This window comes from Sulfitobacter pontiacus (assembly GCF_040790665.1).
Classification (GTDB): domain Bacteria; phylum Pseudomonadota; class Alphaproteobacteria; order Rhodobacterales; family Rhodobacteraceae; genus Sulfitobacter; species Sulfitobacter pontiacus.
On the sequence record NZ_CP160849.1, the window covers coordinates 2,476,631 to 2,498,230 of the forward strand.

Annotated in this window: 24 protein-coding genes; 15 read left to right on the forward strand and 9 right to left on the reverse strand. The window is 62.1% G+C overall.

What is annotated here, in order from left to right:
- Window positions 1-3 precede the first annotated feature (3 nt).
- The 13 genes from AB1495_RS12245 to cysE all read left to right on the forward strand — a co-directional run bounded on the left by AB1495_RS12245 (window position 4) and on the right by cysE (window position 11,168).
- Window positions 4-1,179, forward strand: a complete 1,176-nt coding sequence (locus tag AB1495_RS12245; protein ID WP_074635101.1) for a phage major capsid protein — start codon at window positions 4-6, stop codon at window positions 1,177-1,179.
- A gap of 156 nt (window positions 1,180-1,335) precedes the next feature.
- Entirely contained in the window at window positions 1,336-1,932 is a 597-nt protein-coding gene (locus tag AB1495_RS12250) for a head-tail connector protein (protein ID WP_074635100.1), read from the forward strand.
- Window positions 1,929-2,267, forward strand: coding sequence for a head-tail adaptor protein (locus AB1495_RS12255; protein ID WP_074635099.1), 339 nt, complete (start codon window positions 1,929-1,931; stop codon window positions 2,265-2,267). Before AB1495_RS12250 ends, AB1495_RS12255 begins: the two co-directional genes overlap by 4 nt.
- Window positions 2,264-2,674, forward strand: coding sequence for a DUF3168 domain-containing protein (locus tag AB1495_RS12260; RefSeq protein ID WP_037944007.1), 411 nt, complete (start codon window positions 2,264-2,266; stop codon window positions 2,672-2,674). Before AB1495_RS12255 ends, AB1495_RS12260 begins: the two co-directional genes overlap by 4 nt.
- 34 nt (window positions 2,675-2,708) lie before the next feature.
- On the forward strand, window positions 2,709-3,149 hold the full coding sequence (locus AB1495_RS12265) for a phage major tail protein, TP901-1 family (protein WP_074635098.1): 441 nt from the start codon (window positions 2,709-2,711) through the stop codon (window positions 3,147-3,149).
- 2 nt (window positions 3,150-3,151) lie between these two features.
- Complete coding sequence (locus AB1495_RS12270; protein ID WP_074635097.1) at window positions 3,152-3,466, forward strand: GTA-gp10 family protein; 315 nt, start codon at window positions 3,152-3,154, stop codon at window positions 3,464-3,466.
- A 41-nt stretch (window positions 3,467-3,507) separates the two neighbouring features.
- Window positions 3,508-3,696 (forward strand): rcc01693 family protein, encoded by a 189-nt coding sequence (locus AB1495_RS12275; RefSeq protein ID WP_367581975.1) that lies wholly within the window; start codon window positions 3,508-3,510, stop codon window positions 3,694-3,696.
- Window positions 3,696-4,355, forward strand: a complete 660-nt coding sequence (locus AB1495_RS12280; protein WP_074635095.1) for a phage tail tape measure protein — start codon at window positions 3,696-3,698, stop codon at window positions 4,353-4,355. Before AB1495_RS12275 ends, AB1495_RS12280 begins: the two co-directional genes overlap by 1 nt.
- Window positions 4,356-4,367: 12 nt before the next feature.
- Entirely contained in the window at window positions 4,368-5,000 is a 633-nt protein-coding gene (locus tag AB1495_RS12285) for a DUF2460 domain-containing protein (protein WP_074635094.1), read from the forward strand.
- Window positions 4,997-5,887 carry a DUF2163 domain-containing protein gene (locus AB1495_RS12290; RefSeq protein ID WP_074635093.1) on the forward strand — a complete coding sequence of 297 codons (891 nt, stop codon included), beginning with the start codon at window positions 4,997-4,999 and terminating at the stop codon, window positions 5,885-5,887. Before AB1495_RS12285 ends, AB1495_RS12290 begins: the two co-directional genes overlap by 4 nt.
- Window positions 5,884-6,330 carry a peptidase gene (locus AB1495_RS12295; RefSeq protein WP_074635092.1) on the forward strand — a complete coding sequence of 149 codons (447 nt, stop codon included), beginning with the start codon at window positions 5,884-5,886 and terminating at the stop codon, window positions 6,328-6,330. The genes AB1495_RS12290 and AB1495_RS12295 overlap by 4 nt, the downstream gene beginning before the upstream one ends.
- Entirely contained in the window at window positions 6,330-10,262 is a 3,933-nt protein-coding gene (locus AB1495_RS12300; RefSeq protein WP_074635091.1) for a glycoside hydrolase/phage tail family protein, read from the forward strand. Before AB1495_RS12295 ends, AB1495_RS12300 begins: the two co-directional genes overlap by 1 nt.
- 84 nt (window positions 10,263-10,346) lie before the next feature.
- Entirely contained in the window at window positions 10,347-11,168 is an 822-nt protein-coding gene (cysE, locus tag AB1495_RS12305) for a serine O-acetyltransferase (RefSeq protein WP_074635090.1), read from the forward strand.
- A gap of 137 nt (window positions 11,169-11,305) precedes the next feature.
- On the opposite strand, the gene AB1495_RS12310 is transcribed toward cysE, so the two are convergent.
- From AB1495_RS12310 to pgk, 5 genes are all read right to left on the reverse strand, one after another.
- Window positions 11,306-12,649 (reverse strand): pyruvate dehydrogenase complex dihydrolipoamide acetyltransferase, encoded by a 1,344-nt coding sequence (locus AB1495_RS12310; RefSeq protein WP_074635089.1) that lies wholly within the window; start codon window positions 12,647-12,649, stop codon window positions 11,306-11,308.
- A gap of 12 nt (window positions 12,650-12,661) precedes the next feature.
- Window positions 12,662-14,059, reverse strand: a complete 1,398-nt coding sequence (locus AB1495_RS12315; RefSeq protein ID WP_074635088.1) for a pyruvate dehydrogenase complex E1 component subunit beta — start codon at window positions 14,057-14,059, stop codon at window positions 12,662-12,664.
- A 3-nt stretch (window positions 14,060-14,062) separates the two neighbouring features.
- Complete coding sequence (gene pdhA, locus AB1495_RS12320; protein WP_005852939.1) at window positions 14,063-15,073, reverse strand: pyruvate dehydrogenase (acetyl-transferring) E1 component subunit alpha; 1,011 nt, start codon at window positions 15,071-15,073, stop codon at window positions 14,063-14,065.
- Between the two features lie 177 nt (window positions 15,074-15,250).
- Window positions 15,251-15,550: a septum formation initiator family protein gene (locus AB1495_RS12325; protein ID WP_005852941.1), complete on the reverse strand. Its 300-nt coding sequence runs from the start codon at window positions 15,548-15,550 to the stop codon at window positions 15,251-15,253.
- A gap of 180 nt (window positions 15,551-15,730) precedes the next feature.
- Window positions 15,731-16,924, reverse strand: a complete 1,194-nt coding sequence (pgk, locus tag AB1495_RS12330) for a phosphoglycerate kinase (protein ID WP_074635087.1) — start codon at window positions 16,922-16,924, stop codon at window positions 15,731-15,733.
- 131 nt (window positions 16,925-17,055) lie between these two features.
- On the opposite strand from pgk, the gene AB1495_RS12335 reads away from it, so the two are divergent.
- Complete coding sequence (locus tag AB1495_RS12335; protein ID WP_009826761.1) at window positions 17,056-17,562, forward strand: peptidylprolyl isomerase; 507 nt, start codon at window positions 17,056-17,058, stop codon at window positions 17,560-17,562.
- Window positions 17,555-18,109 (forward strand): peptidylprolyl isomerase, encoded by a 555-nt coding sequence (locus AB1495_RS12340; protein ID WP_064216830.1) that lies wholly within the window; start codon window positions 17,555-17,557, stop codon window positions 18,107-18,109. The genes AB1495_RS12335 and AB1495_RS12340 overlap by 8 nt, the downstream gene beginning before the upstream one ends.
- A gap of 139 nt (window positions 18,110-18,248) precedes the next feature.
- Here AB1495_RS12340 and AB1495_RS12345 read toward each other — a convergent pair whose 3' ends face one another.
- From AB1495_RS12345 to AB1495_RS12360, 4 genes are all read right to left on the reverse strand, one after another.
- A complete protein-coding gene (locus AB1495_RS12345; protein WP_074635086.1) occupies window positions 18,249-18,749 on the reverse strand; it encodes a polymer-forming cytoskeletal protein in 501 nt (166 codons plus the stop codon).
- Window positions 18,739-20,067 (reverse strand): M23 family metallopeptidase, encoded by a 1,329-nt coding sequence (locus AB1495_RS12350; protein ID WP_074635085.1) that lies wholly within the window; start codon window positions 20,065-20,067, stop codon window positions 18,739-18,741. The genes AB1495_RS12345 and AB1495_RS12350 overlap by 11 nt, the downstream gene beginning before the upstream one ends.
- A 189-nt stretch (window positions 20,068-20,256) precedes the next feature.
- Window positions 20,257-21,066 carry a ferritin-like domain-containing protein gene (locus AB1495_RS12355; RefSeq protein WP_037962678.1) on the reverse strand — a complete coding sequence of 270 codons (810 nt, stop codon included), beginning with the start codon at window positions 21,064-21,066 and terminating at the stop codon, window positions 20,257-20,259.
- On the reverse strand, window positions 21,063-21,524 hold the full coding sequence (locus AB1495_RS12360) for a peroxiredoxin (protein WP_005852954.1): 462 nt from the start codon (window positions 21,522-21,524) through the stop codon (window positions 21,063-21,065). The genes AB1495_RS12355 and AB1495_RS12360 overlap by 4 nt, the downstream gene beginning before the upstream one ends.
- Between the last annotated feature and the right edge of the window lie 76 nt (window positions 21,525-21,600).

The window sequence follows — 21,600 nt, forward strand, 5'->3', positions numbered from 1 at the left end:
CGGATGGAACGACACGAGGATGACATGGGCACCGAGCCCCGAGGCGCGGTCGAGGAGATGCGCCGCGCTGTGGGTGGATTTGTGCAGAATTTCAAAGGGTTTCAGGACGAGATGACGACCAAGTTGCAACAAACAGAAGAGCGAATGACTATGTTGGATCGAAAGATGACTTTGCCGGCGCGCACACCATTGGCGGGGGCTGTAGAGACGGGCGCGCCGCATCAGAAGGCGCTGCATGCCTATATCCGCAACGGCGACGACGACGGGTTGCGCGGGCTTGAGCTGGAGAGCAAGGCGCTGTCGGCGGCGGTGAATTCGGATGGTGGCTATCTGGTGGACCCGCAGACCTCGGATCGGGTGAAATCGGTGTTGAATGCAACGGCCTCTATCCGGGCGATTGCGTCGGTGGTGCAGGTCGAGGCGACCTCTTACGACGTGCTGGTGGATCATGCGGATGTGGGTGCCGGTTGGGCGACAGAAACGGGGGCCGTGTCCGAGACCGATACGCCGCAGATCGACCGGATTACCATCCCGCTGCACGAGTTGAGCGCGCTGCCCAAAGCCTCGCAGCGGTTGCTGGATGACAGTGCCTTTGACATCGAAGCCTGGTTGGCCGGGCGGATCGCCGATAAATTCTCGCGGGCAGAGGCCGCGGCCTTTATCCACGGGGACGGGATCGACAAGCCCAAGGGGTTTCTGGCCCATGCCACGGTCGACAATGTGATCTGGGAGTGGGGCAATCTGGGCTATGTGCCCACCGGTGTCGCAGGCGAGATCACGGCGGATGCGGTGGTTGATCTGGTCTATGCGCTTGGGGCGCAGTACCGCGCGCAGGCGAGTTTTGTGATGAGCTCGAAGACCGCGGGCATTGTGCGCAAGCTCAAGGATCTGGACGGGCGGTTCCTGTGGTCTGACGGGATGACGCAGGGCCAGCCCGCGCGGCTGATGGGCTATCCGGTGCTGGTGGCCGAGGATATGCCCGATGTGGCGGCGGATTCATTCTCGGTCGCCTTCGGTGATTTTGCAGCCGGTTACACCGTAGCAGAGCGGCCCGACCTGCGGATCCTGCGCGATCCCTTCAGCGCCAAGCCGCATGTGCTGTTCTATGCCACCAAACGGGTGGGCGGCGACGTGAGCGACTTTGCCGCGATCAAGCTGCTGAAATTCGGCACCGCCTAAGGCGCGGGGTCGAATAGGGGGCTGGCGGTGGCTGGCCCCATCCCCCGGGCGCGCTGTGATGCGCCGGGTGCATTGCCTAGCTGCTGCCTCCGACCGAGCGATGCAGTCGGGGTGCGCGTTCGGGGGGCTTTGGCGGGCTAGATTTGGAGCGATGAGATGTTGATCGAAGAGACAGGGGTGGCGGAGGCCGATCTGCCGCTGGAGCCGTTCAAGGCGCATTTGCGGATGGGCAGCGGTTTTGGCACCGAAACCGTACAAGAGTCCGTTTTGGCGAGCTTTTTGCGTGCCGCCATTGCCGCGATTGAGGCGCGTACAGGTAAGGCGCTGATCTCGCGGTTGTTTACCATGACCGTGCAAGAGTGGGCGGACCCGCAGGCGCAGGCTTTGCCCGTGGGGCCGGTCCGGCAGATCGTGAGCGTCACCGTGGTGGCGCGGGATGCGATGGAGACGGTGATCGAGCCGCAGCGCTATTGGCTGGTGCGCGATATGCAGGCGCCGCTGCTGAAGCCATCAGGGGCGATGCTGCCGTTCATTCCGCCGCAAGGGTCGGTGCAGGTCGTGTTCGAGGCGGGGCTTGGGGAAAGCTGGGGCGCTGTGCCCGCGGATTTGCAGCAGGCCGTGCTGATGCTGGCAGCGCATTACTATGAATACCGCCACGAGACCCGCCTTGGGGACGGCTGCATGCCCTTTGGGGTGAGCAGCCTGATCGAGCGCTACCGCCCGCTGCGGATCGGTTTGGGGGCACGCGCATGAGCCGGCTGTCGTTGAGCCGCCGCTTGGTGTTGGAGGCGCAGGTGCCTCAGCCTGATGGTGCCGGCGGAGAGAGCCGGAGCTGGGTGCGTGTGGGGGATCTCTGGGCGGATGTTACGGCGCGGCGGGGCCGGCGTTTGGGGCGTGGCGGTGTTGCGGTGAGCCGCGGGGTCTATGTGGTGACGGTACGCGGTGCGCCAGTGGGCGATCCCGCGCGCCCCTTGCCGCAGCAGCGCTTTCGCGAGGGGACACGGGTTTATCAGATCCAGTCGGTGGCCGAGCAGGACGCACAGGGGCGGTATCTGGCCTGCCTGACCCATGAGGAGGTGGCGGTATGAGCTATGGCATGGGGTTTGCCCTGCAACAGGCGGTCTTTGGCGTGTTGAGCACGGATCAGGAGATCACGGCGCTGGTGGGGGATGCGGTTTTTGATGCGGCTCCTGCGGGGGAGGTGCCGGCGCTGTATGTGCAGTTGGGGTCCGAAGCGGTGCGCGATGCCTCTGACGGGACGGGCGGCGGGGCGGAGCATCGGTTCACGGTTCTTGTCGTCACGCATCATGCGGGGTTCGCCCCCGCGAAACAGGTGGCCGCTGCGGTGAGTGATGCGCTGGTCGGTGGGCAGTTTGGCCTGAGCCGCGGGCGGCTGGTGAGCTTGCGGTTCGAGCGGGCCGTCGCACGACAGGTCGGAGCGGATGCGCGCCGCCAGATAGAGATGCGGTTCAGGGCGCGGGTTCAGGACGGCTGAGCCGAAGTATCAGGAAATTAACAGGAGAGTGGATATGGCTGTTCAAGCGGGCAAAGATCTTTTGGTCAAGGTGGACATGACGAGCGATGGTCAGTTCGAAACGATCGCGGGGCTGCGTGCCACGCGGGTGAGCTTTAACGCGGAGCCGGTTGAGGTGACCTCGCTTGACAGTGAGGGGGGCTGGCGGGAGCTGCTGGCGGGCGCGGGCGTCCGATCTGCCGCAATCAGCGGGTCGGGGGTGTTTCGCGATGCGGGCACGGATGAACGAGCGCGGCAGTTGTTCTTTGACGGGCTGACGCCGGATTTTCAGATCGTGATCCCCAGCTTCGGCATTATCGAGGGGCCGTTCCAGGTGGCGGCCATTGAATATGGCGGGTCGCTGAATGGCGAGGCGACCTATGAGCTGAGCCTGCAATCCGCGGGGCAGCTGAGCTTTACCGCGGATATGGCAGACGCGCCCGAGGGCGGGGTCTGATTATGGTGAACCGGTGGCGAGGGGATGTGGCGCTGGTGGTGAATGGTCAGCGACGCGTGGCACGGCTGACCCTGGGGGCCTTGGCCGAGCTGGAGGAGACGCTGGAGGAGCCGTCTCTGGTGGCTTTGGTCGAGCGGTTCGAGGGGCATCGGTTCAGCAGTCGGGATGTGCTGTTGCTGTTGGCCGCGGGCCTGCGTGCAGGGGGGACTGAGGTAAGTGCCGAGACGCTTGCGCAAGCCGAGATCGAGGGCGGGCCGGTTGCCGCCTCTCAGGCCGCCGCAGAGCTTTTGGCGCGTGCCTTTGTTGTGCCGGTATGAGCGTGCCGCCCAAGAGGACCACGACAGAGACCGCGCCGGGGATGGACTGGGCTGCGCTACTGCGGGCGGGGCTGAGGGGATTGTCGCTGACGCCCGACGCATTCTGGGCGCTCACGCCGGCGGAGCTGCAACTGATGCTGGGGAGCGAGGCGGGGCGGGCTCCGCTGTTGGGGGATGGATTGGCAGCCTTGATGGCGGCTTATCCCGATAGGCAGAGAGAGGAAGACTGATGGCACAGGATGATACATTCGAGGGGCTAGACGATGGCGCAGAGCGGTTGAATGAGACGCTTGGCGCGACGGCCACGCTGGTGGCTGGTTTCGATGCCGAACTGCGCCGTATGCGCAGCGCATTGGCCGCGACAGGCAAGGATGTCGCGACGTTAGAGAAGGGGCTGAGCCGTGGATTGCGCAAGGCTTTTGATGGTGTCGCGTTTGACGGGATGAAACTGTCGGATGCGCTGTCCACCGTGGCGCGGTCGATGGTGAACACGACTTATAACGCGGCGATGAAGCCGGTGTCCGATCACGTCGGCGGGCTGATCAGTCAGGGCGTGGGATCACTGGTGCAGGGAATACTTCCCTTTGCCGACGGGGCACCGTTTTCCCAAGGACGTGTGATGCCTTTTGCCCAAGGGGGGATTGTCAGCACCGCCACAGGCTTTGGCATGCGTGGGGGGATGGGGCTGATGGGCGAGGCCGGACCGGAGGCGATCATGCCCTTGGCGCGGGGGCCGGACGGTAAGCTGGGTGTCAAAGGCGGCGCGAGCGGCGGGACGACCGTGGTCATGAACATCACCACCCCTGATGCGCAGGGATTCCAACGCAGTCAAAGCCAGATCGCCGCTCAGCTGAGCCGCGCGCTGAACGCTGGCAACCGTAACCGCTAGGGGAGCAAGCCGATGAATTTTCACGATGTCAGATTTCCACCTAGCCTGAGCTTTGGGTCCCTCGGGGGGCCGCAACGCCGTACCGATGTGGTGACGCTCGCCAACGGGTATGAGGAGCGCAACACCCCCTGGGCCCATTCACGCCGTGTGTATGATGCGGGGCTGGGGATGCGCTCTATCGACGATGTCCAAGCGCTCACGGGGTTCTTTGAGGCGCGTATGGGGCAGATGTACGGGTTTCGCTGGAAGGATTGGGCGGATTTCAAATCCTGCGCCTCTTCGGTCGGGGTCACGTTCGAGGATCAGAGCCTTGGTTTCGGGGATGGTGTTCGGACGGACTATCAACTGGTCAAGACCTATAGCTCGGGCGGGCATAGCTATGTCAGGCCTATTACCAAGCCGGTTGCCGGAACCGTGCGCGTCGGGATAGAGCAGGACGCCCTGCAAGAGGGGAGCGATTATGAGGTTGACGTGAGCACGGGCATCATCCGTTTCGCCCATGCGCCGGACCCCGAAATGCAAGTGTTGGCGGGGTTCGAATTCGACGTGCCTGTCCGCTTTGACACGGATCGCATTCTGGTCAGCGTTGCCAGCTTTCAGGCGGGGCAGGTGCCGGATGTGCCTGTGATCGAGGTGCGGGTATGAGCGGGGCGGGCAAGGACGCGGTGTTGGCGCATGCGCGCACGGGTCTGACGACGCTGTGCACGGCCTGGGCAATCCGGCGGCGGGACGGGGTGACGCTCGCGTTTACCGACCATGATCAGCCGCTCGGGTTCGACGGGTTGGCGTTTCGTGCGGATAGCGGGCTGAGTGCGCGGGCCTTGGCGCAGAGCACGGGGCTGTCGGTGGATAACACAGAGGCGCTGGGCGCGCTGAGCGATGACGCGATCCGCGAGGACGAGATCGAGCAGGGGCGCTTTGACGGGGCGGAGGTGTGCTGCTGGCGGGTGAACTGGGCCGATGTGACCGCCCGCTGCATGATCTTTCGCGGCACGATTGGCGAGATGCAGCGCGCGGGCGGTGCCTTTCGCGCAGAGCTGCGCGGGCTGACCGAGGCATTGAACCGGCCCTTGGGGCGGGTGTTTCAGAAGCCCTGCACCGCGGTGCTGGGGGATGCGGCCTGCGGGTTTGATCTGGCGACGGCGGGCTATGCTGTCACACTCGCCGCGCAGAAGCACGAAGACGGGCGGGTGTTCCGTTGGGAGGGGATCAACGGGTTTGACGACGCATGGTTCGCGCGGGGGCGGCTTGAGGTGCTGGACGGCCCTGCGGCGGGGCTTTGGGGTATGATCAAACACGACCGGGTGCTGGAGGGTCGGCGCGAGGTCGAGCTGTGGGAGCCGATCCGCGGTGCAATCACCGCCGGGCAACGGCTGAGACTGGTGGCAGGCTGCGATAAACGCCACACCACCTGTCGGCTGAAGTTCAACAACCTGCTGAACTTTCAGGGCTTTCCTGATGTGCCGAGCGCGGATTGGATGATGGCGGTGCCGAAATCCTCGGGTACCAATACCGGCGGATCGTTAAGATGAGCGCGCGCGGGACCGCCGTAGTGTCTGCGGCGCGGGGATGGATCGGTACGCCCTACGTGCATCAGGCGGCGCGCAAGGGGGCGGGCTGTGACTGCCTTGGCCTGTTGCGCGGTATCTGGCGCGAGGTGGTGGGGGAGGAGCCCGAGACGATCCCTTCCTATTCAATGGACTGGTCAGAACCACAGGGGGACGAGCGGCTTTGGCGTGCTGCGCTGCGTCACCTCTCGCCCAAGGTCCTGAGCGATGAGGCCCCCGGTGACGTGCTGTTGTTCCGCATGCGCAGCGGGTCGGTGGCGAAACATCTGGGCGTGGCGGCAGAGGTCGGCGCGCAGGCGAGCTTTATCCACGGCTACAGCGGGCATGGGGTGACGGAAAGCCCGCTGAGCCTGCCGTGGCGCAGGCGCATTGTGGCGCGTTTTGAATTCCCGGCGGAGGCGATCTGATGGCGACGATACTTCTTTCAACCGCAGGTGCGGCGATTGGCGGCTCTGTCGGGGGCACATTGGCGGGCTTGTCTTCGGTCGCCATTGGGCGTGCCGTGGGGGCGACCCTTGGCCGTGTGATCGACCAGCGGCTGCTGGGGCAAGGGGCGCAGGCGGTCGAGACCGGCAAGGTTGACCGCTTTCGTTTGACCCAGGCGGGCGAGGGCGCGGCGATTGCGCAGGTCTATGGCCGGATGCGTGTCGGGGGACAGGTGATCTGGGCCTCGGATTTCGCCGAGACGACGACGGTGACGGGCGGCGGCGGTGGCAAGGGCGCGCCCTCGACCCCGCAGACGACGGAATACAGCTATAGCGTCAGCCTCGCCATCGCCCTGTGCGAAGGGGAGATCACCAGCATTGGCCGGATCTGGGCGGATGGGGAGGAAATCTCGGCCCACGCGCTGAATATGGCGGTTTATCGCGGGACGCGCGATCAACTGCCCGACCCGACGATTGCCGCGATCGAGGGGGCGGACGCGGTGCCGGCCTATCGTGGCACGGCCTATGTGGTGATGGAGAACCTCGGGCTGGGGCAATTCGGCAACCGCGTGCCGCAGTTTTCCTTCGAGGTGCTGCGCGCAGAGGAACCGGATGCGCCTGCCGCCGACATCAGTGTCACCCATGGGGTCAAAGGTGTCGCGCTGATTCCCGGCACAGGGGAATACGCGTTAGCGACGACTCCGGTGCATTATACCGACGGGCAGGGTGGCCGGTGGAGCGCCAATGTCTCTACCCCCGATGGGCGCAGTGATTTCACCGCCGCGCTGGAGGATGCCACGCAGGACTTGCCGCAGCTGGCTGCCGCGTCGCTGGTCGTCTCGTGGTTCGGCGATGATCTGCGGTGCGGAGAATGCCGCCTGCGCCCCAAGGTGGAAAGCGCCGAGGACGAGGGCGAAAACATGCCGTGGCAGGTGGCTGGTCTGACCCGCGGCACCGCCGAGGTGATCGCCCGCGAGGACGACCGTCCGGTCTATGGTGGCACCCCCGCAGATGCCGCGGTGATCGAGGCGATCCATGCCATTCAGGCGGCGGGCAAGGCGGTGATGTTCTACCCGTTCATCCTGATGGACCAGCTAGAAGGGAATGCTTTGCCCGATCCCTATAGCGATGCGGGTACCCAGCCCAAGCTGCCTTGGCGGGGGCGGATCACACTGGCGAAAGCGCCGGGTCAGGCGGGCAGCTCTGACGGGACGCTGAGCGCGCATAACGAGGTGGCGGCGTTCTTTGGCACGGTCACGGCGGCGGATTTTACCGTTGCGGGCGGGCAGGTCATCTATTCCGGACCGCAGGAATGGTCGATGTCGCGGTTCATCCTGCATTATGCCGCCCTGTGCAAAGCCGCAGGCGGGGTAGAGGCCTTCTGCATCGGCACCGAGATGCGCGGGCTGACGCAGATCCGCGGGGCGGGGAACAGCTTTGTCGCGGTGCAGGCGTTTCGCGCGCTGGCCGCAGAGGCGCGGCTGCTTTTGGGCGCGGGCACCAAGATCAGCTATGCCGCGGATTGGTCCGAATATTTCGGCTATCACCCGCAGGATGGCAGCGGCGATGTGTTCTTTCACCTTGATCCGCTGTGGGCCGACGACACGATCGATTTCATCGGCATCGACAATTATATGCCGCTGTCCGATTGGCGCGACGGTACAGATCATCTGGACGCGCAGCAAAGCGACAGCATTTATGCGCTCGACTATCTGGCGGGTAATGTTGCGGGAGGCGAAGGGTTTGACTGGTATTACCATTCGCCCGAGGCGCGCGCGGCGCAACGCCGTACGCCGATCACCGATGGCACCCATGGGGAGCCTTGGGTTTATCGCTACAAGGATCTGCGCGGCTGGTGGGAGAACCTGCACCACAATCGTATCGGCGGTGCGCGCGCAGCAGAGCCGACGGGCTGGCTGCCCGGGTCCAAGCCCATCTGGTTTACGGAATACGGCTGCGCGGCGGTGGACAAGGGGACCAACCAGCCGAATAAGTTTCTTGACCTCAAAAGCTCTGAAAGCAGTTTGCCGCGCTATTCATCGGGCGCGCGGGATGAGTTGATGCAGATGCAATATCTGCGTGCCGTGGCGGATCATTGGCGGGATCCGGCGCATAATCCGATCTCGGCGGCCTATGGCGGGCCGATGGTGGATATGACCCGCGCCTTTGTTTGGGCCTGGGACACGCGGCCCTATCCTTTCTTTCCCAATAATCGCGCACTGTGGAGCGATGGTCGCAATTACGCCCGTGGGCATTGGCTGAACGGCCGCAGTGCGGCGCTGCCTTTGTCCGAGCTCGTGGCGGCGATCTGCCGTCGTGCTGGTGTTAACGATTTCGATACCTCTGGGCTGTATGGCTATGTCCGCGGCTATGTGGTGGACGAGGTGGCTGATGCGCGCGCGGCGTTGCAGCCGTTGATGCTGCGCTATGGCTTTGATGCGGTGGAACGCGACGGGGTGTTGCGTTTCATCATGCGGGACGGATTGGATGCCGTGCCGCTGAACAGAGAAACGTTGGCTGTTTCGGGTGATCTGGAGGCACCGGTGGAACAGTCCCGTGAGGCAGAGGCGGAACTTTCGGGGCGTCTGCGCTTGCGGTTTGTGCAGGCGGATGGCGATTACGAGGTGATCGCGGAAGAGGCGATCTTGCCTGACGACGCGACCCATGCGGTGGCGATGTCAGAGTTCAATATGGCGCTCACCCGGGCGGAGGGGCACCAGACAGCTGAACGCTGGCTGATAGAGGCGCGTGTGGCACGCGAAGGGGTGCGTCTGGCGTTGCCGCCGTCGATGATGGATGTGGGCGCGGGCGATGTGATTGCCTTGCCGCCAGACGATGGCGAGGGGGAGGCGCTGTACCGTGTGGATCGGGTCGAGATGGGGGAGATGTCTTTGATCGAGGCCGTGCGGATCGAGCCCGAGGTCTATGACCCCGCGCCCTTCGATGACGAATTGGTCGCGTTGAAACCCTTTGTCGCGCCCGTACCGGTGAACGCGCTGTTTCTGGACCTGCCGCTGCTGCGCGGTGACGAGGTGCCCCATGCGCCGCATATTGCGGCCAGCGCACGGCAATGGCCGGGCAACGTCGCGGTCTATGCCTCTGGCGGGGAAACGAATTTCAGGTTGAACACCCTGATGCCCTTACGCGCGACAATGGGGGGCACGCAAAACGACATGGCACATGCGCGCCCCGGTGTGGTGGATCGCGGGCAGGCGCTGCAGGTCACGCTGACCAGCGGTGTGTTAGAAAGTGTTGATGAGGCCGATCTGCTGGGCGGGGCCAATCTGGCAGCGATCGGCGACGGCTCTGCCGACCGGTGGGAGGTGTTCCAGTTCGCGCGGGCCGATCTGATCGCCCCGCAAACTTATCTTCTGCGCGACCGGCTGCGCGGGCAAGCGGGGTCGGATGGGGTGATGCCGGATGTCTGGCCAGCGGGATCGCAGTTTGTGCTGCTCGACTCTGTCCCTCGCCAGATCGAGCTGAGCCCGAACCTGTTGCGGATCGCGCAGACCTATCGCATCGGGCCTGCGGGCCGTCCGCTGAACGACCCAAGCTACGTTCAAAAAACCGAGAGCTTTGACGGCACCGGGCTGCGCCCCTATCGGCCCTGCCACCTGCGAATAACAGAAGAGGCGGGGGCGTTGCGGTTTGGCTGGATACGCCGGACGCGGATCAATGGCGACGGGTGGACGGAGTTCGATGTGCCACTGGCCGAGGAAAGCGAGCAATATCAGCTGCGTATCCTGCAAAACGGTGTTGTCCTGCGCGAAGAGCTCGTGGACCGCGCAAGCTGGACCTATACCGCCCAAATGCGCGCAGCTGACGGGGCGGCGGGGCCTGCGTTGATCAGTGTTGCGCAGGTTTCTGCGCTATACGGGGCGGGGACCGCGCTGTTTGGCGAGATCAATTTGTGATAAACTGCGCGTGTAAACCCTTGGCTTTGCGTTTGGCACTTGGGCGGAACCTGCTATATCGTGGGGACAAAGAAGGATGGTCTTATGGCAAATGCACGCACGAATATCGCCACGGTGGATCCGGTTTGGGATCAGATCCAGACGGAAGCACAGAATGCTGTCCGCGATGAGCCGCTGATTGGCGGTTTTGTCCACGCCACGATTCTGCACCATAAATCCATCGAGAAAGCGCTATCCTACCGTATCGCGGCGAAGCTGGCCTCGAATGAAATGTCGATGATGGTGGTCCATGAGATGGTGGAGGAGGCCTTTGCCAGTGATCCCGACCTGATCAAGGCGGCACGTGCCGATCTGGTGGCGATTTACGAGCGTGACCCCGCCTGCCACCGGCTGTTGCAACCGATCCTGTATTTCAAAGGCTATCAGGCCGTGCAGGCCTACCGTGTGGGCCATCACCTGTGGAAACAAGGTAAACGGGATCTGGCCTATTTCGTGCAGATGCGCGTGAGCGAGATTTTTGGCGTCGATATCCACCCTGCCGCGACGATCGGCAAGGGAATCATGATCGACCACGCCCATTCCGTCGTGATTGGCGAAACCGCGGTCGTGGGCGACAACGTGTCGATGCTGCACTCGGTCACTTTGGGCGGGACGGGCAAGGAGGAGCAGGATCGTCACCCGAAGATTGGCAACGGCGTATTGATCGGCGCGGGGGCGAAGGTGTTGGGTAATATCTCTATCGGGCATTGCTCGCGCATTGCGGCGGGGTCTGTCGTGCTGGAATCGGTGCCGCCCTGCAAGACCGTCGCGGGCATCCCTGCGCGCGTTGTCGGTGAAGCGGGCTGCGATCAGCCGTCGGTCTTGATGGACCACATGCTGGGGCCGCAGGGCGAAATTAATATGTAATTTTGGGGCTTGGGGCCGGGCGCCTTAGTCGCGAGGCAAAAAGGCCGGACCCGTCATTGGGGCCGGCCTTTTTTTTGTGAGGCCGGGGGCTGTCTGCCCCCGGACCCCCGAGGATTTGGATCCATTTGGAAGAGGGGTTACGCCAGCATCATCATGGGGTTTTCGAGATTGTCCTTGATGGCGCTGAGCAGCTGCGCGCCCAAGGCTCCGTCGATGACGCGGTGATCGACAGAGAGGGTGACTGACATCACCGTGGCGACGGCGAGTTCCCCGTCCTTGCCGACGACGGGTTTCTTGACCCCTGCGCCGACGGCCAAAATCGCGCCATGGGGTGGGTTGATGACCGCGTCGAAGTTGTCGATCCCGAACATGCCGAGGTTCGAGATGGCGAAGCTGCCGCCCTGATATTCATGCGGCGCAAGCTTGCGGTCGCGTGCACGGGTGGCGAGGTCTTTCATCTCTGCCGAGAGGGTCGAGAGCGATTTCATCTCGGCGTCTTTCAGCACAGGCGTGAACAGGCCGCCTTCGATGGCCACGGCGACGGCCACATCCGAGGGCTTGAGCTTGAGGATGCGGTCACCGGCCCAGACTGCATTGGCGTCAGACACGGTTTGCAGCGCCAGAGCGCAGGCCTTGATGATGAAGTCATTGACCGACAGCTTCACGTCGCGGGCTTCGAGTTGCTTGTTCAGCTCACCGCGGAACTTCAGAAGCGCGTCGAGCTCGATGTCGCGGCGCAGGTAGAAATGCGGGATCGACTGTTTGGCTTCGGTCAGGCGCGCGGCGATGGTCTTGCGCATGCCGTTGAGGGAGATTTCCTCGAACGCGCGGCCTTCGTAGATTTTCATCACAGCGTCGGCGGAAGGGCCCGCAGCAGGGGCCGCTGTGGCTGCCGGTGCGCTGGCGGTTTGCGTGCTTTCGGCCGGTTTGGCTTTGGTGCTACCGGCGGAGGCTGCCTCCACATCTGCTTTGATAATGCGACCATGCGGGCCAGAGCCGGAGAGTTCGGTCAGGTCCACGCCTTTGTCTGCCGCGATGCGACGGGCCAGCGGTGTCACAAATAGCCGTTTGCCGTCACTGCCCTTGGGCGCGGCGGGGGCGGATGTGCCTGTGTCGTTGGCGTCGCTTTCGCCGCGGCCGTAGCCTTTTTCAGGGGCCGCGTCCTGGTCGGGGGCATCTTCCTTGGCGCTGTCCTTGGCAGCCGGGGCAGGGGCGCTGTCAATGTCTGACGCTTCTTCGCCCTCTTCCAGCAGCACGGCGATGGGGGTGTTCACCTTGACGCCTTCGCTGCCGTCACCGATCAGGATCTTCCCGATGGTGCCTTCGTCGACGGCTTCGAATTCCATCGTCGCCTTGTCGGTTTCAATCTCGCACAGGATATCACCGGAGGAGACGCTATCCCCTTCAGAGACAAGCCATTTCGCCAGCGTGCCTTCTTCCATCGTGGGGCTGAGGGCGGGCATGAGGATTTCTATGGGCATGTGGACCGCTCCTTACTTGTAGGTGACTTTTTTGACCGCCGCGATGACCTCGTCCGTGGTGACAAGCGCCAGTTTTTCGAGGTTTGCGGCATAGGGCATGGGCACATCTTTGCCGGTGCAGTTGATCACCGGTGCGTCCAGATAGTCAAAGGCTTCCTGCATGATCACGCTGGAGATGTAGTTCCCAACGGAGCCTTGTGGCCAGCCCTCTTCGACGGTGACAAGGCGGTTGGTCTTCATCACCGACTTGATGATGCTGGCGGTGTCCATCGGACGCAGGGTGCGCAGGTCGATGACTTCGGCGTCGATGCCTTCTTCGGCCAGCTTTTCAGCGGCTTCCAGCGCATAGGTCATGCCGATGCCAAAGCTGACGATCGTGACATCCGTGCCCTCGCGCCAGATGCGGGCCTTGCCGAAGGGGACGGTATAATCCTCGACATCGGGCACATCGAAGGATTTGCCGTACATGATTTCATTTTCAAGGAAAACGACGGGGTTGGGGTCGCGGATCGCGGTTTTCATCAAGCCTTTGGCATCGGAGGCAGAGTAGGGCATCGCCACCTTGAGGCCGGGGATCTGCATGTACCACGCGGCGTAGTCTTGGCTGTGCTGCGCGCCGACGCGGGCAGCGGCCCCGTTTGGTCCGCGGAAGACCATTGGTGCGCCCATCTGACCGCCGGACATATACAGCGTTTTCGCGGCGGAGTTCAGGATGTGGTCGATCGCCTGCATGGCAAAGTTCCAGGTCATGAATTCGACGATGGGGCGCAGCCCGCCAAAGGCAGCACCCACACCGATACCGGCAAACCCGTGTTCGGTGATCGGCGTGTCGATGATCCGCTTGGCCCCGAATTCATCCAGCAAACCCTGGGAGATTTTATAGGCACCTTCGTATTCGGCGACTTCCTCGCCCATCAGGAACACATCTTCGTCGCGGCGCATTTCTTCGGCCATGGCATCGCGCAGGGCCTCGCGGACGGTCTGCTGTTTCAGCTTGGTGCCTTCGGGCCAGTCGGGCGTGGTGTCGGTTTCCGGGGCTTTCGGGGCCTCGGCGTCGGGCTTGGCGGCGGCGGGCGCTTTGTCGGATTTAGCGTCGTCGCTGTCGTCGGCTTTGGTCTGTTCCGCCGGTGCGGCGCTGGACGCGCTGTCGATGTCAGAGGCGTCTTCGCCTTCTTCCAGCAGCACGGCAATGGGGGTGTTGACCTTGACGCCTTCGGTGCCGGCGTCGATCAGGATCTTGCCGATGGTGCCTTCGTCGACGGCTTCGAATTCCATCGTGGCCTTGTCGGTTTCGATCTCGGCCATGATGTCACCCGAGGACACGGTGTCGCCCTCTTTGACCAGCCATTTGGCAAGCGTGCCTTCTTCCATTGTGGGGCTCAGTGCGGGCATGAGAATTTCGATTGCCATGGTTCAAGCCTCCTGTGGGACTTCGGTTGCGTAGATATCTGTCCAAAGCTCTTCTGCCGCGGGTTCGGGGCTTTCTTTGGCAAACTCCGCGCTTGCGTTAACGATTTCCTTGATCTCTTTGTCGATCGCTTTCAGATCGTCCTCGCTGGCGTGTTTATGTTCCAGCAGGATGTTGCGCACCTGTTCGATGGGGTCGCGTTCGTCGCGCATTTTTTGCACTTCTTCGCGGGTCCGGTATTTGGCCGGGTCCGACATGGAATGCCCGCGATAGCGGTATGTCTTGATTTCCAGAATATAGGGGCCGTCGCCCGAGCGGCAGTGTTTCACCGCGCGTTCGCCCGCGTCCTTGACCGCCAGCACATCCATGCCATCCACCGCTTCGCCGGGGATGCCGAAAGCCTTGCCGCGTTCCCAGATTTCAGCGCTGGAGGTAGAGCGCTGCTGCGAGGTGCCCATGGCATATTGGTTGTTTTCGATGATGAAAATCACCGGCAGTTTCCACAGGGCGGCCATGTTGAACGTCTCGTAGACCTGACCCTGGTTCGCGGCACCATCCCCGAAATAGGTAAAGGTAACGTTGTCGTTGCCCTTATACTTGTCCGCAAAGGCGATGCCCGCGCCAAGGGGCACGTTTGCACCCACGATACCGTGGCCGCCGTAGAATTTCTTCTCTTTCGAGAACATATGCATAGACCCGCCCTTACCGCGGGAATAGCCGCCTTCGCGGCCGGTGAGTTCGGCCATTACCCCGTCGGGGTTCATGCCGCAGGCCAGCATATGCCCGTGGTCGCGGTAGGTGGTGATGCGGCTGTCGCCGTCCTTGGCCGTGGCTTCAAGCCCGACAACCACCGCTTCTTGTCCGATATACAGGTGGCAAAAACCACCGATCAGCCCCATGCCGTAAAGCTGGCCCGCTTTTTCCTCGAACCGCCGGATCAGCAGCATATCGCGGTAATAGGCCTTGAGCTCTTCGGCGCTGGCGTTTGTCTTTTTCGTCGGTTTCTGGGCAGCCATGGGGCAATTCCTCCGTAGTTTGTCCCGCGCACGCGCAAAATAGTTTAGCGTTAAACTATCTCTTATCGGATTCGAGCAATGATGGCGAGAGGCATTTACAAGTCACGCAATACCCTGCTGGCGGGGCGTGAATTTTTTATGACGCTGCGGGGGATTATGCCGGATGACGCGCGGGTATCAGCGGATCACGATTTCGTCGGCGCGGATCATCCCCAGCACCTTGCGGGTCTGTTCGTCCAGCAGGTCGAGATCAAGATATTCGTCAGACAGACGATGGGTCAGGTTCTCCATCCGCGCCACATCGATCTGCACCTGTGCAAGCTGTACCCGCAGATCCTGAGCTTCGGCCACGATCTCGGCGCGGCGGAACAGGCCGTAGTTGCCCTGAATCGCCGCGAAGGCGAAATAGAGGCTCAGCGCGAAGGCGATCGCGAAAAACAAGAGAGTGCCAAAAGCGGGTTTGCTGCTGCGGTTCATGTATCTGCCTTTAATCGTCTCTTAGTGGACGTTCCCCCAGTATGACACAGGTGATTCGCGAAGGGAATCCCCCGTCTTGCGATTGGCAAGAAAATGTTCATCTTTTTAGGGGGTTGGGCAAGGATGTCGCATATCTTTCCCGCCAGTCGCATCGCTGTGCCACGACTGGCGGGGATAAGGTCAGGCGTCCAGCGCGGCAACGCCGGGGAGGGTCTTGCCTTCCATCCATTCGAGAAAGGCACCGCCCGCGGTGGAGATATAGGTGAAATCATCCGCCGCACCTGCCTGGTTCAATGCGGCCACGGTGTCGCCACCGCCCGCCACAGAGATCAGCGCGCCGTCGAGTGTCAGCGCAGCCGCTGCCTTGGCCGCGGCGACTGTCGCGGTGTCGAAGGGGGCGATCTCGAACGCGCCCATGGGGCCGTTCCAGATCAGAGTTTTCAGGCCGTCAAACGCGTCTTTGACCAGTTCAACCGTCTTTGGGCCTGCGTCCAGTACCATCTGATCCGGTGCCAGCACGGTATCGGCCCCAAGGGCTGCGACCTCATGCGCCGCATGGGCGGCGAACTCACGCGCGACAAGCCCATCTACGGGCAGCAGGACGCGGCAGCCGGCCTTTTCGGCCTGTGCCAGAATATCCTTGGCGGTGTCGTAAAAATCGGGTTCAGACAGGGACTTGCCCAGATCAGCGCCCTGCGCGCCCAGAAACGTATTGGCCATGCCGCCCCCGATCACCAACAGATCCAGCCGGTTCACGAGGTTTTCCAACAGCTCGATCTTGGTCGATACTTTGGCACCGCCCACCACCGCGCCGACGGGGCGTTTCGGAGTGGCCAGCGCGGCCTCAAGCGCCGAAAGCTCGGCCTGCATCAAACGGCCCGCACAAGAGGGCAAGAGCCGCGCGACCCCTTCGGTCGACGCATGGGCACGGTGCGCGGCAGAGAAGGCATCATTGCAATAGATATCGCCCAAACCGGCCAGACGTTTGGCAAAAACGGGGTCGTTCTCGGTCTCGCCCGGATAGAAACGGATGTTTTCGAGCAGCAATACATCGGCGGCGTTGATCTCTTCGGTGCCCGCCTCGGCGGCCTCGAGCGTTTCGGCCAGCACGACTTTGCGGCCCAGGGCAGACTCTAGCGCGGGCAGGACGACACGCAGGCTCAGATCCTGCACGCGTTTGCCCTTGGGGCGGCCAAAATGCGCCAGCAACACAGGGGTGCCACCTTGTTCCAGAATGTCGCGCAGGGTGGGGATGATCCGCTGGATGCGGGTGTCGTCCGTCACCTTGCCGTTTTCAACCGGCACGTTGATATCCACGCGCACCAGAACCCGCTTGCCGCGCAGATCCATGTCATCCAATGCTTTCCAGCCCATCTTGTCCCTCGTGTAAAACCACAATTCCCGTCGTGTTTTGCCGTTATTGCCGTCAGGGTCAATGGACCCGCTTGGCAATTGCGCTTGCACGTCCTAGGTAATTGCCAACGAAATTCTTAAAGGAGACCGGCATGGCCGAGATCAAAGACCCCGAAAACACGATCCTGATGGAACTGAAGGGCGGCACTGTCACCATCCAGCTGTTGCCAGATGTGGCCCCCAAACACGTAGAGCGTATGAAAGAACTGGCCCGCGCCGGTAAATACGACAACGTGGCCTTTCACCGCGTGATCGAAGGGTTCATGGCGCAGACGGGCGACGTGGCCAACGGCAACATGGAAGACAATTTCAACCTGCGCGCCGCGGGGACCGGTGGGTCGGACATGCCGAACCTGCCAGCCGAATTCTCCAAAGTGCCACACGCCCGTGGCAGCATCGGTGCGGCGCGTTCCGCCAACCCCGATAGCGCGAACAGCCAGTTCTTCATCAACTTCAAAGACAACGACTTCTTGAACGGTCAGTACACCGTGTACGGTCAGGTCATCTCGGGGATGGAGCATGTGGACGCGATCACCCGTGGCGAGCCGCCAGCGAACCCTGATCGCATGATCAGCGTCAAGGTTGCCGCTGATGCGTAATCTGATTGCAGCAGGCGTTGCCTCTGCCGTGATGGCAGGGGCGGCTTTTGCGGATGGTCTGGCGATCACCGTGGATGGCGAAGCGCAAGGCACCATCAAGATCGATCTGGCCGAAGATGTGGCCCCCGCGCATGTGGCACGGCTGAAGGAGCTGGCCGAAGCAGGGGCATACGATGGCGTGGTGTTTCACCGCGTGATCGACGGGTTCATGGCGCAGACCGGTGACGTCGAATTTGGCAAGGCCGGTGGGGACACAGGCCGCGCGGGCATGGGCGGTTCCGACTTGCCCGATCTGCCTGCCGAATTCTCGGACATCCCCTTTGACCGCGGTGTTGTCGGCATGGCCCGCAGCCAAAGCCCGGATTCCGCGAACTCGCAGTTCTTTATCATGTTTGACCAGGGGCACTTCCTGAACGGGCAATACACCGTTGTGGGCAAAGTGACCGAAGGGCTGGACGTGCTGGACGCGATCAAGCGCGGGACCGGCGGTAACGGTGCTGTCACCGGCACGCCCGACCGTATGGTCGAGGTCAAGGTGACCGAATAATCATCGCGTAGGGCAGGGGTGCTTGCGCCCTTGCCTCGCTTTGGTCGCGCAGCACTTCGCAGTCGAAGATTTTGATATCACAACGTAAAAGGGCGTCGCAGCAGTGCGACGCCCTTTTACATTCATCACCCTTGTCCGATCAGGACGCCGGGTTCGGCTTTTGTGCAGGGGCGGATTTCGCGCCGGGGTTCAGCGGGTCGTCCTGACGCTGAACGGAGCCTTCGAAATGCGCACCGGATTCGATGGCGATGGTCTTGTGGATGATGTCGCCTTCGACGCGGGCGGTCGATGTCAGGCGGACTTTCAGACCGCGCACGCGGCCCACGATACGGCCGTTGATCACAACGTCATCGGCGATCACTTCGCCTTTGATGGTCGCGGTTTCGCCGATGGTCAGCAGGTGGGCGCGAATGTCGCCTTCCACGGTGCCTTCAACCTGGATGTCGCCGGTTGTTTTCAGGTTGCCGGTGATGTGCAGATCGGAGGACAGCACGGAGGCAGGTGGTTTTGTCTTGGGCGCGCTGGCCTTGAATTCGCTTTGCTTGGGCGCAGTCGGTGCAGAGGATGACGGTGCAGCGGTGCTGGACGTGTCTGCGTCGGATTTAGGAGCGGGATCATTGATTTTGCTTTTAGAAAACATCGTTTGCAGCCTTGATAAAGATCATTGGATTTACAGCCTTGCCACCGACACGGACTTCGTAATGCAGGTGGACACCAGTAGACCGTCCTGATGTTCCCATATCACCTATCCGCTGTCCGCGCGATACCCTTTGGCCGACTTTTACGCGCAATTTGGATTGGTGCGCGTAACGTGTCTCGACCCCGAATTCATGTTGAATTTTTACCAACCGCCCATATCCCGAGCTCCAGCCGGCGTGGGTGACGACGCCCTCGGCTGTCGCGTAAATGGGCGTGCCCATACCCGCAGCAAAGTCGGTTCCGCTATGCATTCTGCGCCCGCCCGTCTTTGGATCCCGGCGGTAGCCATACGGGCTGCTGAACCGGAAAGACGACTTGAGCGGGCTCGCAAAGGGCGCTTTTTGCGCGGCAATGCGGTACATATTCAGCTTGTCCATCTGGCTTAGCAGCCGGTTGGCACGCAGCGTATCCGGAGAAGGAACCTCCCCCCGTGTAGAGAAGCTGAGAGGCATGAGCGGGCCGCCTTGACCGGAATAACCGCGCCGCACCGTCGCCAGCATCCGGTCGGTCGGCATGCCCGCGCTGCGGAACATCTTATCAAGCGGCGCAACAGAGACGGTCATAGCCTCTTCAAGCTGGCGGAAAATCGCGTCGTTCTGTTCGCGCATCAAGGCCAGCTTCTGGTTCAGTTCATCCGCCTGGATCAGCGCGTCTTGGGCATCAATCACCACCTGATCGCGTTCGGCGGCGGTACGCTCAAGCGCCTCTGCCAGCAGGGAAATCGGGGCGGAGGATCCATTGGCGGCTGTCTTGGACTTGCCGTCGCCTTCCGCGGCCCCTTCCAGTTCCGCGACCTGGGTGCGCGCAGCTTCGCGGTCTTTCATCGTGTCGCGCAGGGTGCTTTGAATAACTTCGATGCCGGTCTCAAGCTCGCGGCGGCGCGTCTCGGATTGCAGCAGCTCGGACTGCATGACCGAAATCTGCTTCAGCGCGGCGTTAAACCGTTCCTGCGCGGCAACGGCCTCTTCCGCGCGCCCATTGCGCTGCGCTGAAAGATCGCTCAACCGGGCCTGATAGGTGCGTTGGTCGCGTTTGGCTTGTTCGCGAAAATTGCCCGACCCGATGCTGTCCATCAGGATCACGGCGGTGGCGACGATCGACCAGGCCACAAACAAAGACGCCCCGGTGAAGACGAAAAGCTGGGTAACGGGGCGCAGGCGGATAAAGCGTGTGTCGGTATCGGATTTCAGAAAAACGCGGCGTTCGGGAAAAAACCGTTCAAGCGCCGAATGAATTTTGATCGCAAACCTTGTCCGCACGCGTGGTATCCTTGTTCCGTCCCTGTCACAGCACGCAAGGCCCCCACCGCGCGCTGATTGTCACCCGCCGTGCTTAGCCAGTGGGGGTCCGTCGGGCAACCCTTCAGACTTTCCCACCGGCGGTTAATGAAAGTTTAACGACAAATTTGGCAATAAATTGCCGATTCAACGGTTTGGAGGGCGAATATTTTAAACACTCTCGGTCAACGGCCAGTAAAAATCCGGTGGAATCCCGGCCTCTGCCCGCTTCTCTTCGTTGAACGGGGGCTTGAGAACACCGTGGAAATAGGTGCGCACCAGATCGTGGAACGCCTCTTTCGGGTCAAGCTCGTGACGCCCGCACAAGAAGTGGAACCACTTTGACCCATAGGCCACATGCGCGACCTCTTCGGCGTAAATCACCTCAAGCGCGTCGACGGCCTGCGTGGCCTTGGCGCTTTTGAACACCTGAATCATATTGGGCGTCACATCGAGCCCGCGCGCCTCAAGCACCATAGGCACAACGGCGAGACGCCCCATGAAATCATCCACCGTATCCTCGGCAGCGCGCCACATACCAGCATGGGCGGGCAAGGCCCCGTAGTGGCTGCCCAAAGCTTCAAGACAATCGCACATCAGATTGAAATGTTTGGATTCATCGTCGGCGGCGCTGACCCAATCATCGTAAAATCCCATGGGCATTTTGACATCGGTAAAGCGCGCGATAATGTCCCAGTGTAGATCAACCGCGTTCAATTCGATATGGGCCACGGCGTGCAGCAAGGCGATGCGCCCTTCGGGCGATCCGGGCTTGCGGTGGGGCACATCGCGGGGCGACAAAAGTTCTGGCTGGTCGGGGCGGGCGGGGCGCAACGGCGGGTTGGACGTGCCGATTTCCGGTGCCTCGCCTGCGGCGCGGGCAGCCCGCCACTCGGCTGCGTACTTGTGAGAAAGCGCAGTTTTCTCACGGCCATCCGCAGTGCGCAGCACGTTTTCCGCCATTTGGGCCAGCGCGATCATAGGGCGCGCACCGCGTCCAGTACCTCTTCCACGTGACCGGCGACTTTCACCTTGCGCCAGATGCGGGCGATATTGCCGCTCGCATCGATCAGATAGGTGGCGCGTTCGATCCCCATGGATTTTTTGCCGTACATATTCTTTTCGACCCAGACGCCATAGGCTTCGGTCACGGCCCCATCGATATCGGCCAGCAGGGGAACCGTCAGGGCATGTTTGGCCGCAAAACGGTCGTGTTTTGCCATCGTGTCACGGGATACGCCAAAAACCACGGCACCGGCGTCGGCAAATGCTTCAAGATGTTCGGAGAAGCCCACGGCCTCCTTGGTGCAGCCCGGCGTGTCGTCACGGGGGTAGAAATACAAAACCACAGCCTTGCCTCGCAGATCGGAGAGCGAAATTTCGCCACCCCCCGTCACAGGAAGCGTAAAGTCTGGTGCAGGTTGGGAAATCTCTGGCATGGGTCACTTTCTTATGTATTGGAAGCCGTTGTCTGCACTGTCATACTAGTCGGGCTTGGCAAAACTTAAACCCCAA

Bases quoted from the DNA above. Each gene is read 5' to 3' on its own strand.
- AB1495_RS12300 (WP_074635091.1), top strand. From the start codon at position 6,330: ATGGCGACGATACTTCTTTCAACCGCAGGTGCGGCGATTGGCGGCTCT.
- AB1495_RS12315 (WP_074635088.1), bottom strand. From the start codon at position 14,059: ATGGCAATCGAAATTCTCATGCCCGCACTGAGCCCCACAATGGAAGAA.
- AB1495_RS12265 (WP_074635098.1), top strand. From the start codon at position 2,709: ATGGCTGTTCAAGCGGGCAAAGATCTTTTGGTCAAGGTGGACATGACG.
- AB1495_RS12340 (WP_064216830.1), top strand. From the start codon at position 17,555: ATGCGTAATCTGATTGCAGCAGGCGTTGCCTCTGCCGTGATGGCAGGG.
- AB1495_RS12275 (WP_367581975.1), top strand. From the start codon at position 3,508: ATGGACTGGGCTGCGCTACTGCGGGCGGGGCTGAGGGGATTGTCGCTG.
- cysE (WP_074635090.1), top strand. From the start codon at position 10,347: ATGGCAAATGCACGCACGAATATCGCCACGGTGGATCCGGTTTGGGAT.
- AB1495_RS12245 (WP_074635101.1), top strand. From the start codon at position 4: ATGGAACGACACGAGGATGACATGGGCACCGAGCCCCGAGGCGCGGTC.
- AB1495_RS12250 (WP_074635100.1), top strand. From the start codon at position 1,336: ATGTTGATCGAAGAGACAGGGGTGGCGGAGGCCGATCTGCCGCTGGAG.
- AB1495_RS12310 (WP_074635089.1), bottom strand. From the start codon at position 12,649: ATGCCCATAGAAATCCTCATGCCCGCCCTCAGCCCCACGATGGAAGAA.
- AB1495_RS12260 (WP_037944007.1), top strand. From the start codon at position 2,264: ATGAGCTATGGCATGGGGTTTGCCCTGCAACAGGCGGTCTTTGGCGTG.
- AB1495_RS12270 (WP_074635097.1), top strand. From the start codon at position 3,152: ATGGTGAACCGGTGGCGAGGGGATGTGGCGCTGGTGGTGAATGGTCAG.
- AB1495_RS12335 (WP_009826761.1), top strand. From the start codon at position 17,056: ATGGCCGAGATCAAAGACCCCGAAAACACGATCCTGATGGAACTGAAG.
- AB1495_RS12290 (WP_074635093.1), top strand. From the start codon at position 4,997: ATGAGCGGGGCGGGCAAGGACGCGGTGTTGGCGCATGCGCGCACGGGT.
- AB1495_RS12325 (WP_005852941.1), bottom strand. From the start codon at position 15,550: ATGAACCGCAGCAGCAAACCCGCTTTTGGCACTCTCTTGTTTTTCGCG.
- AB1495_RS12360 (WP_005852954.1), bottom strand. From the start codon at position 21,524: ATGCCAGAGATTTCCCAACCTGCACCAGACTTTACGCTTCCTGTGACG.
- AB1495_RS12355 (WP_037962678.1), bottom strand. From the start codon at position 21,066: ATGATCGCGCTGGCCCAAATGGCGGAAAACGTGCTGCGCACTGCGGAT.
- pgk (WP_074635087.1), bottom strand. From the start codon at position 16,924: ATGGGCTGGAAAGCATTGGATGACATGGATCTGCGCGGCAAGCGGGTT.
- AB1495_RS12285 (WP_074635094.1), top strand. From the start codon at position 4,368: ATGAATTTTCACGATGTCAGATTTCCACCTAGCCTGAGCTTTGGGTCC.
- pdhA (WP_005852939.1), bottom strand. From the start codon at position 15,073: ATGGCTGCCCAGAAACCGACGAAAAAGACAAACGCCAGCGCCGAAGAG.
- AB1495_RS12295 (WP_074635092.1), top strand. From the start codon at position 5,884: ATGAGCGCGCGCGGGACCGCCGTAGTGTCTGCGGCGCGGGGATGGATC.
- AB1495_RS12280 (WP_074635095.1), top strand. From the start codon at position 3,696: ATGGCACAGGATGATACATTCGAGGGGCTAGACGATGGCGCAGAGCGG.
- AB1495_RS12255 (WP_074635099.1), top strand. From the start codon at position 1,929: ATGAGCCGGCTGTCGTTGAGCCGCCGCTTGGTGTTGGAGGCGCAGGTG.
- AB1495_RS12345 (WP_074635086.1), bottom strand. From the start codon at position 18,749: ATGTTTTCTAAAAGCAAAATCAATGATCCCGCTCCTAAATCCGACGCA.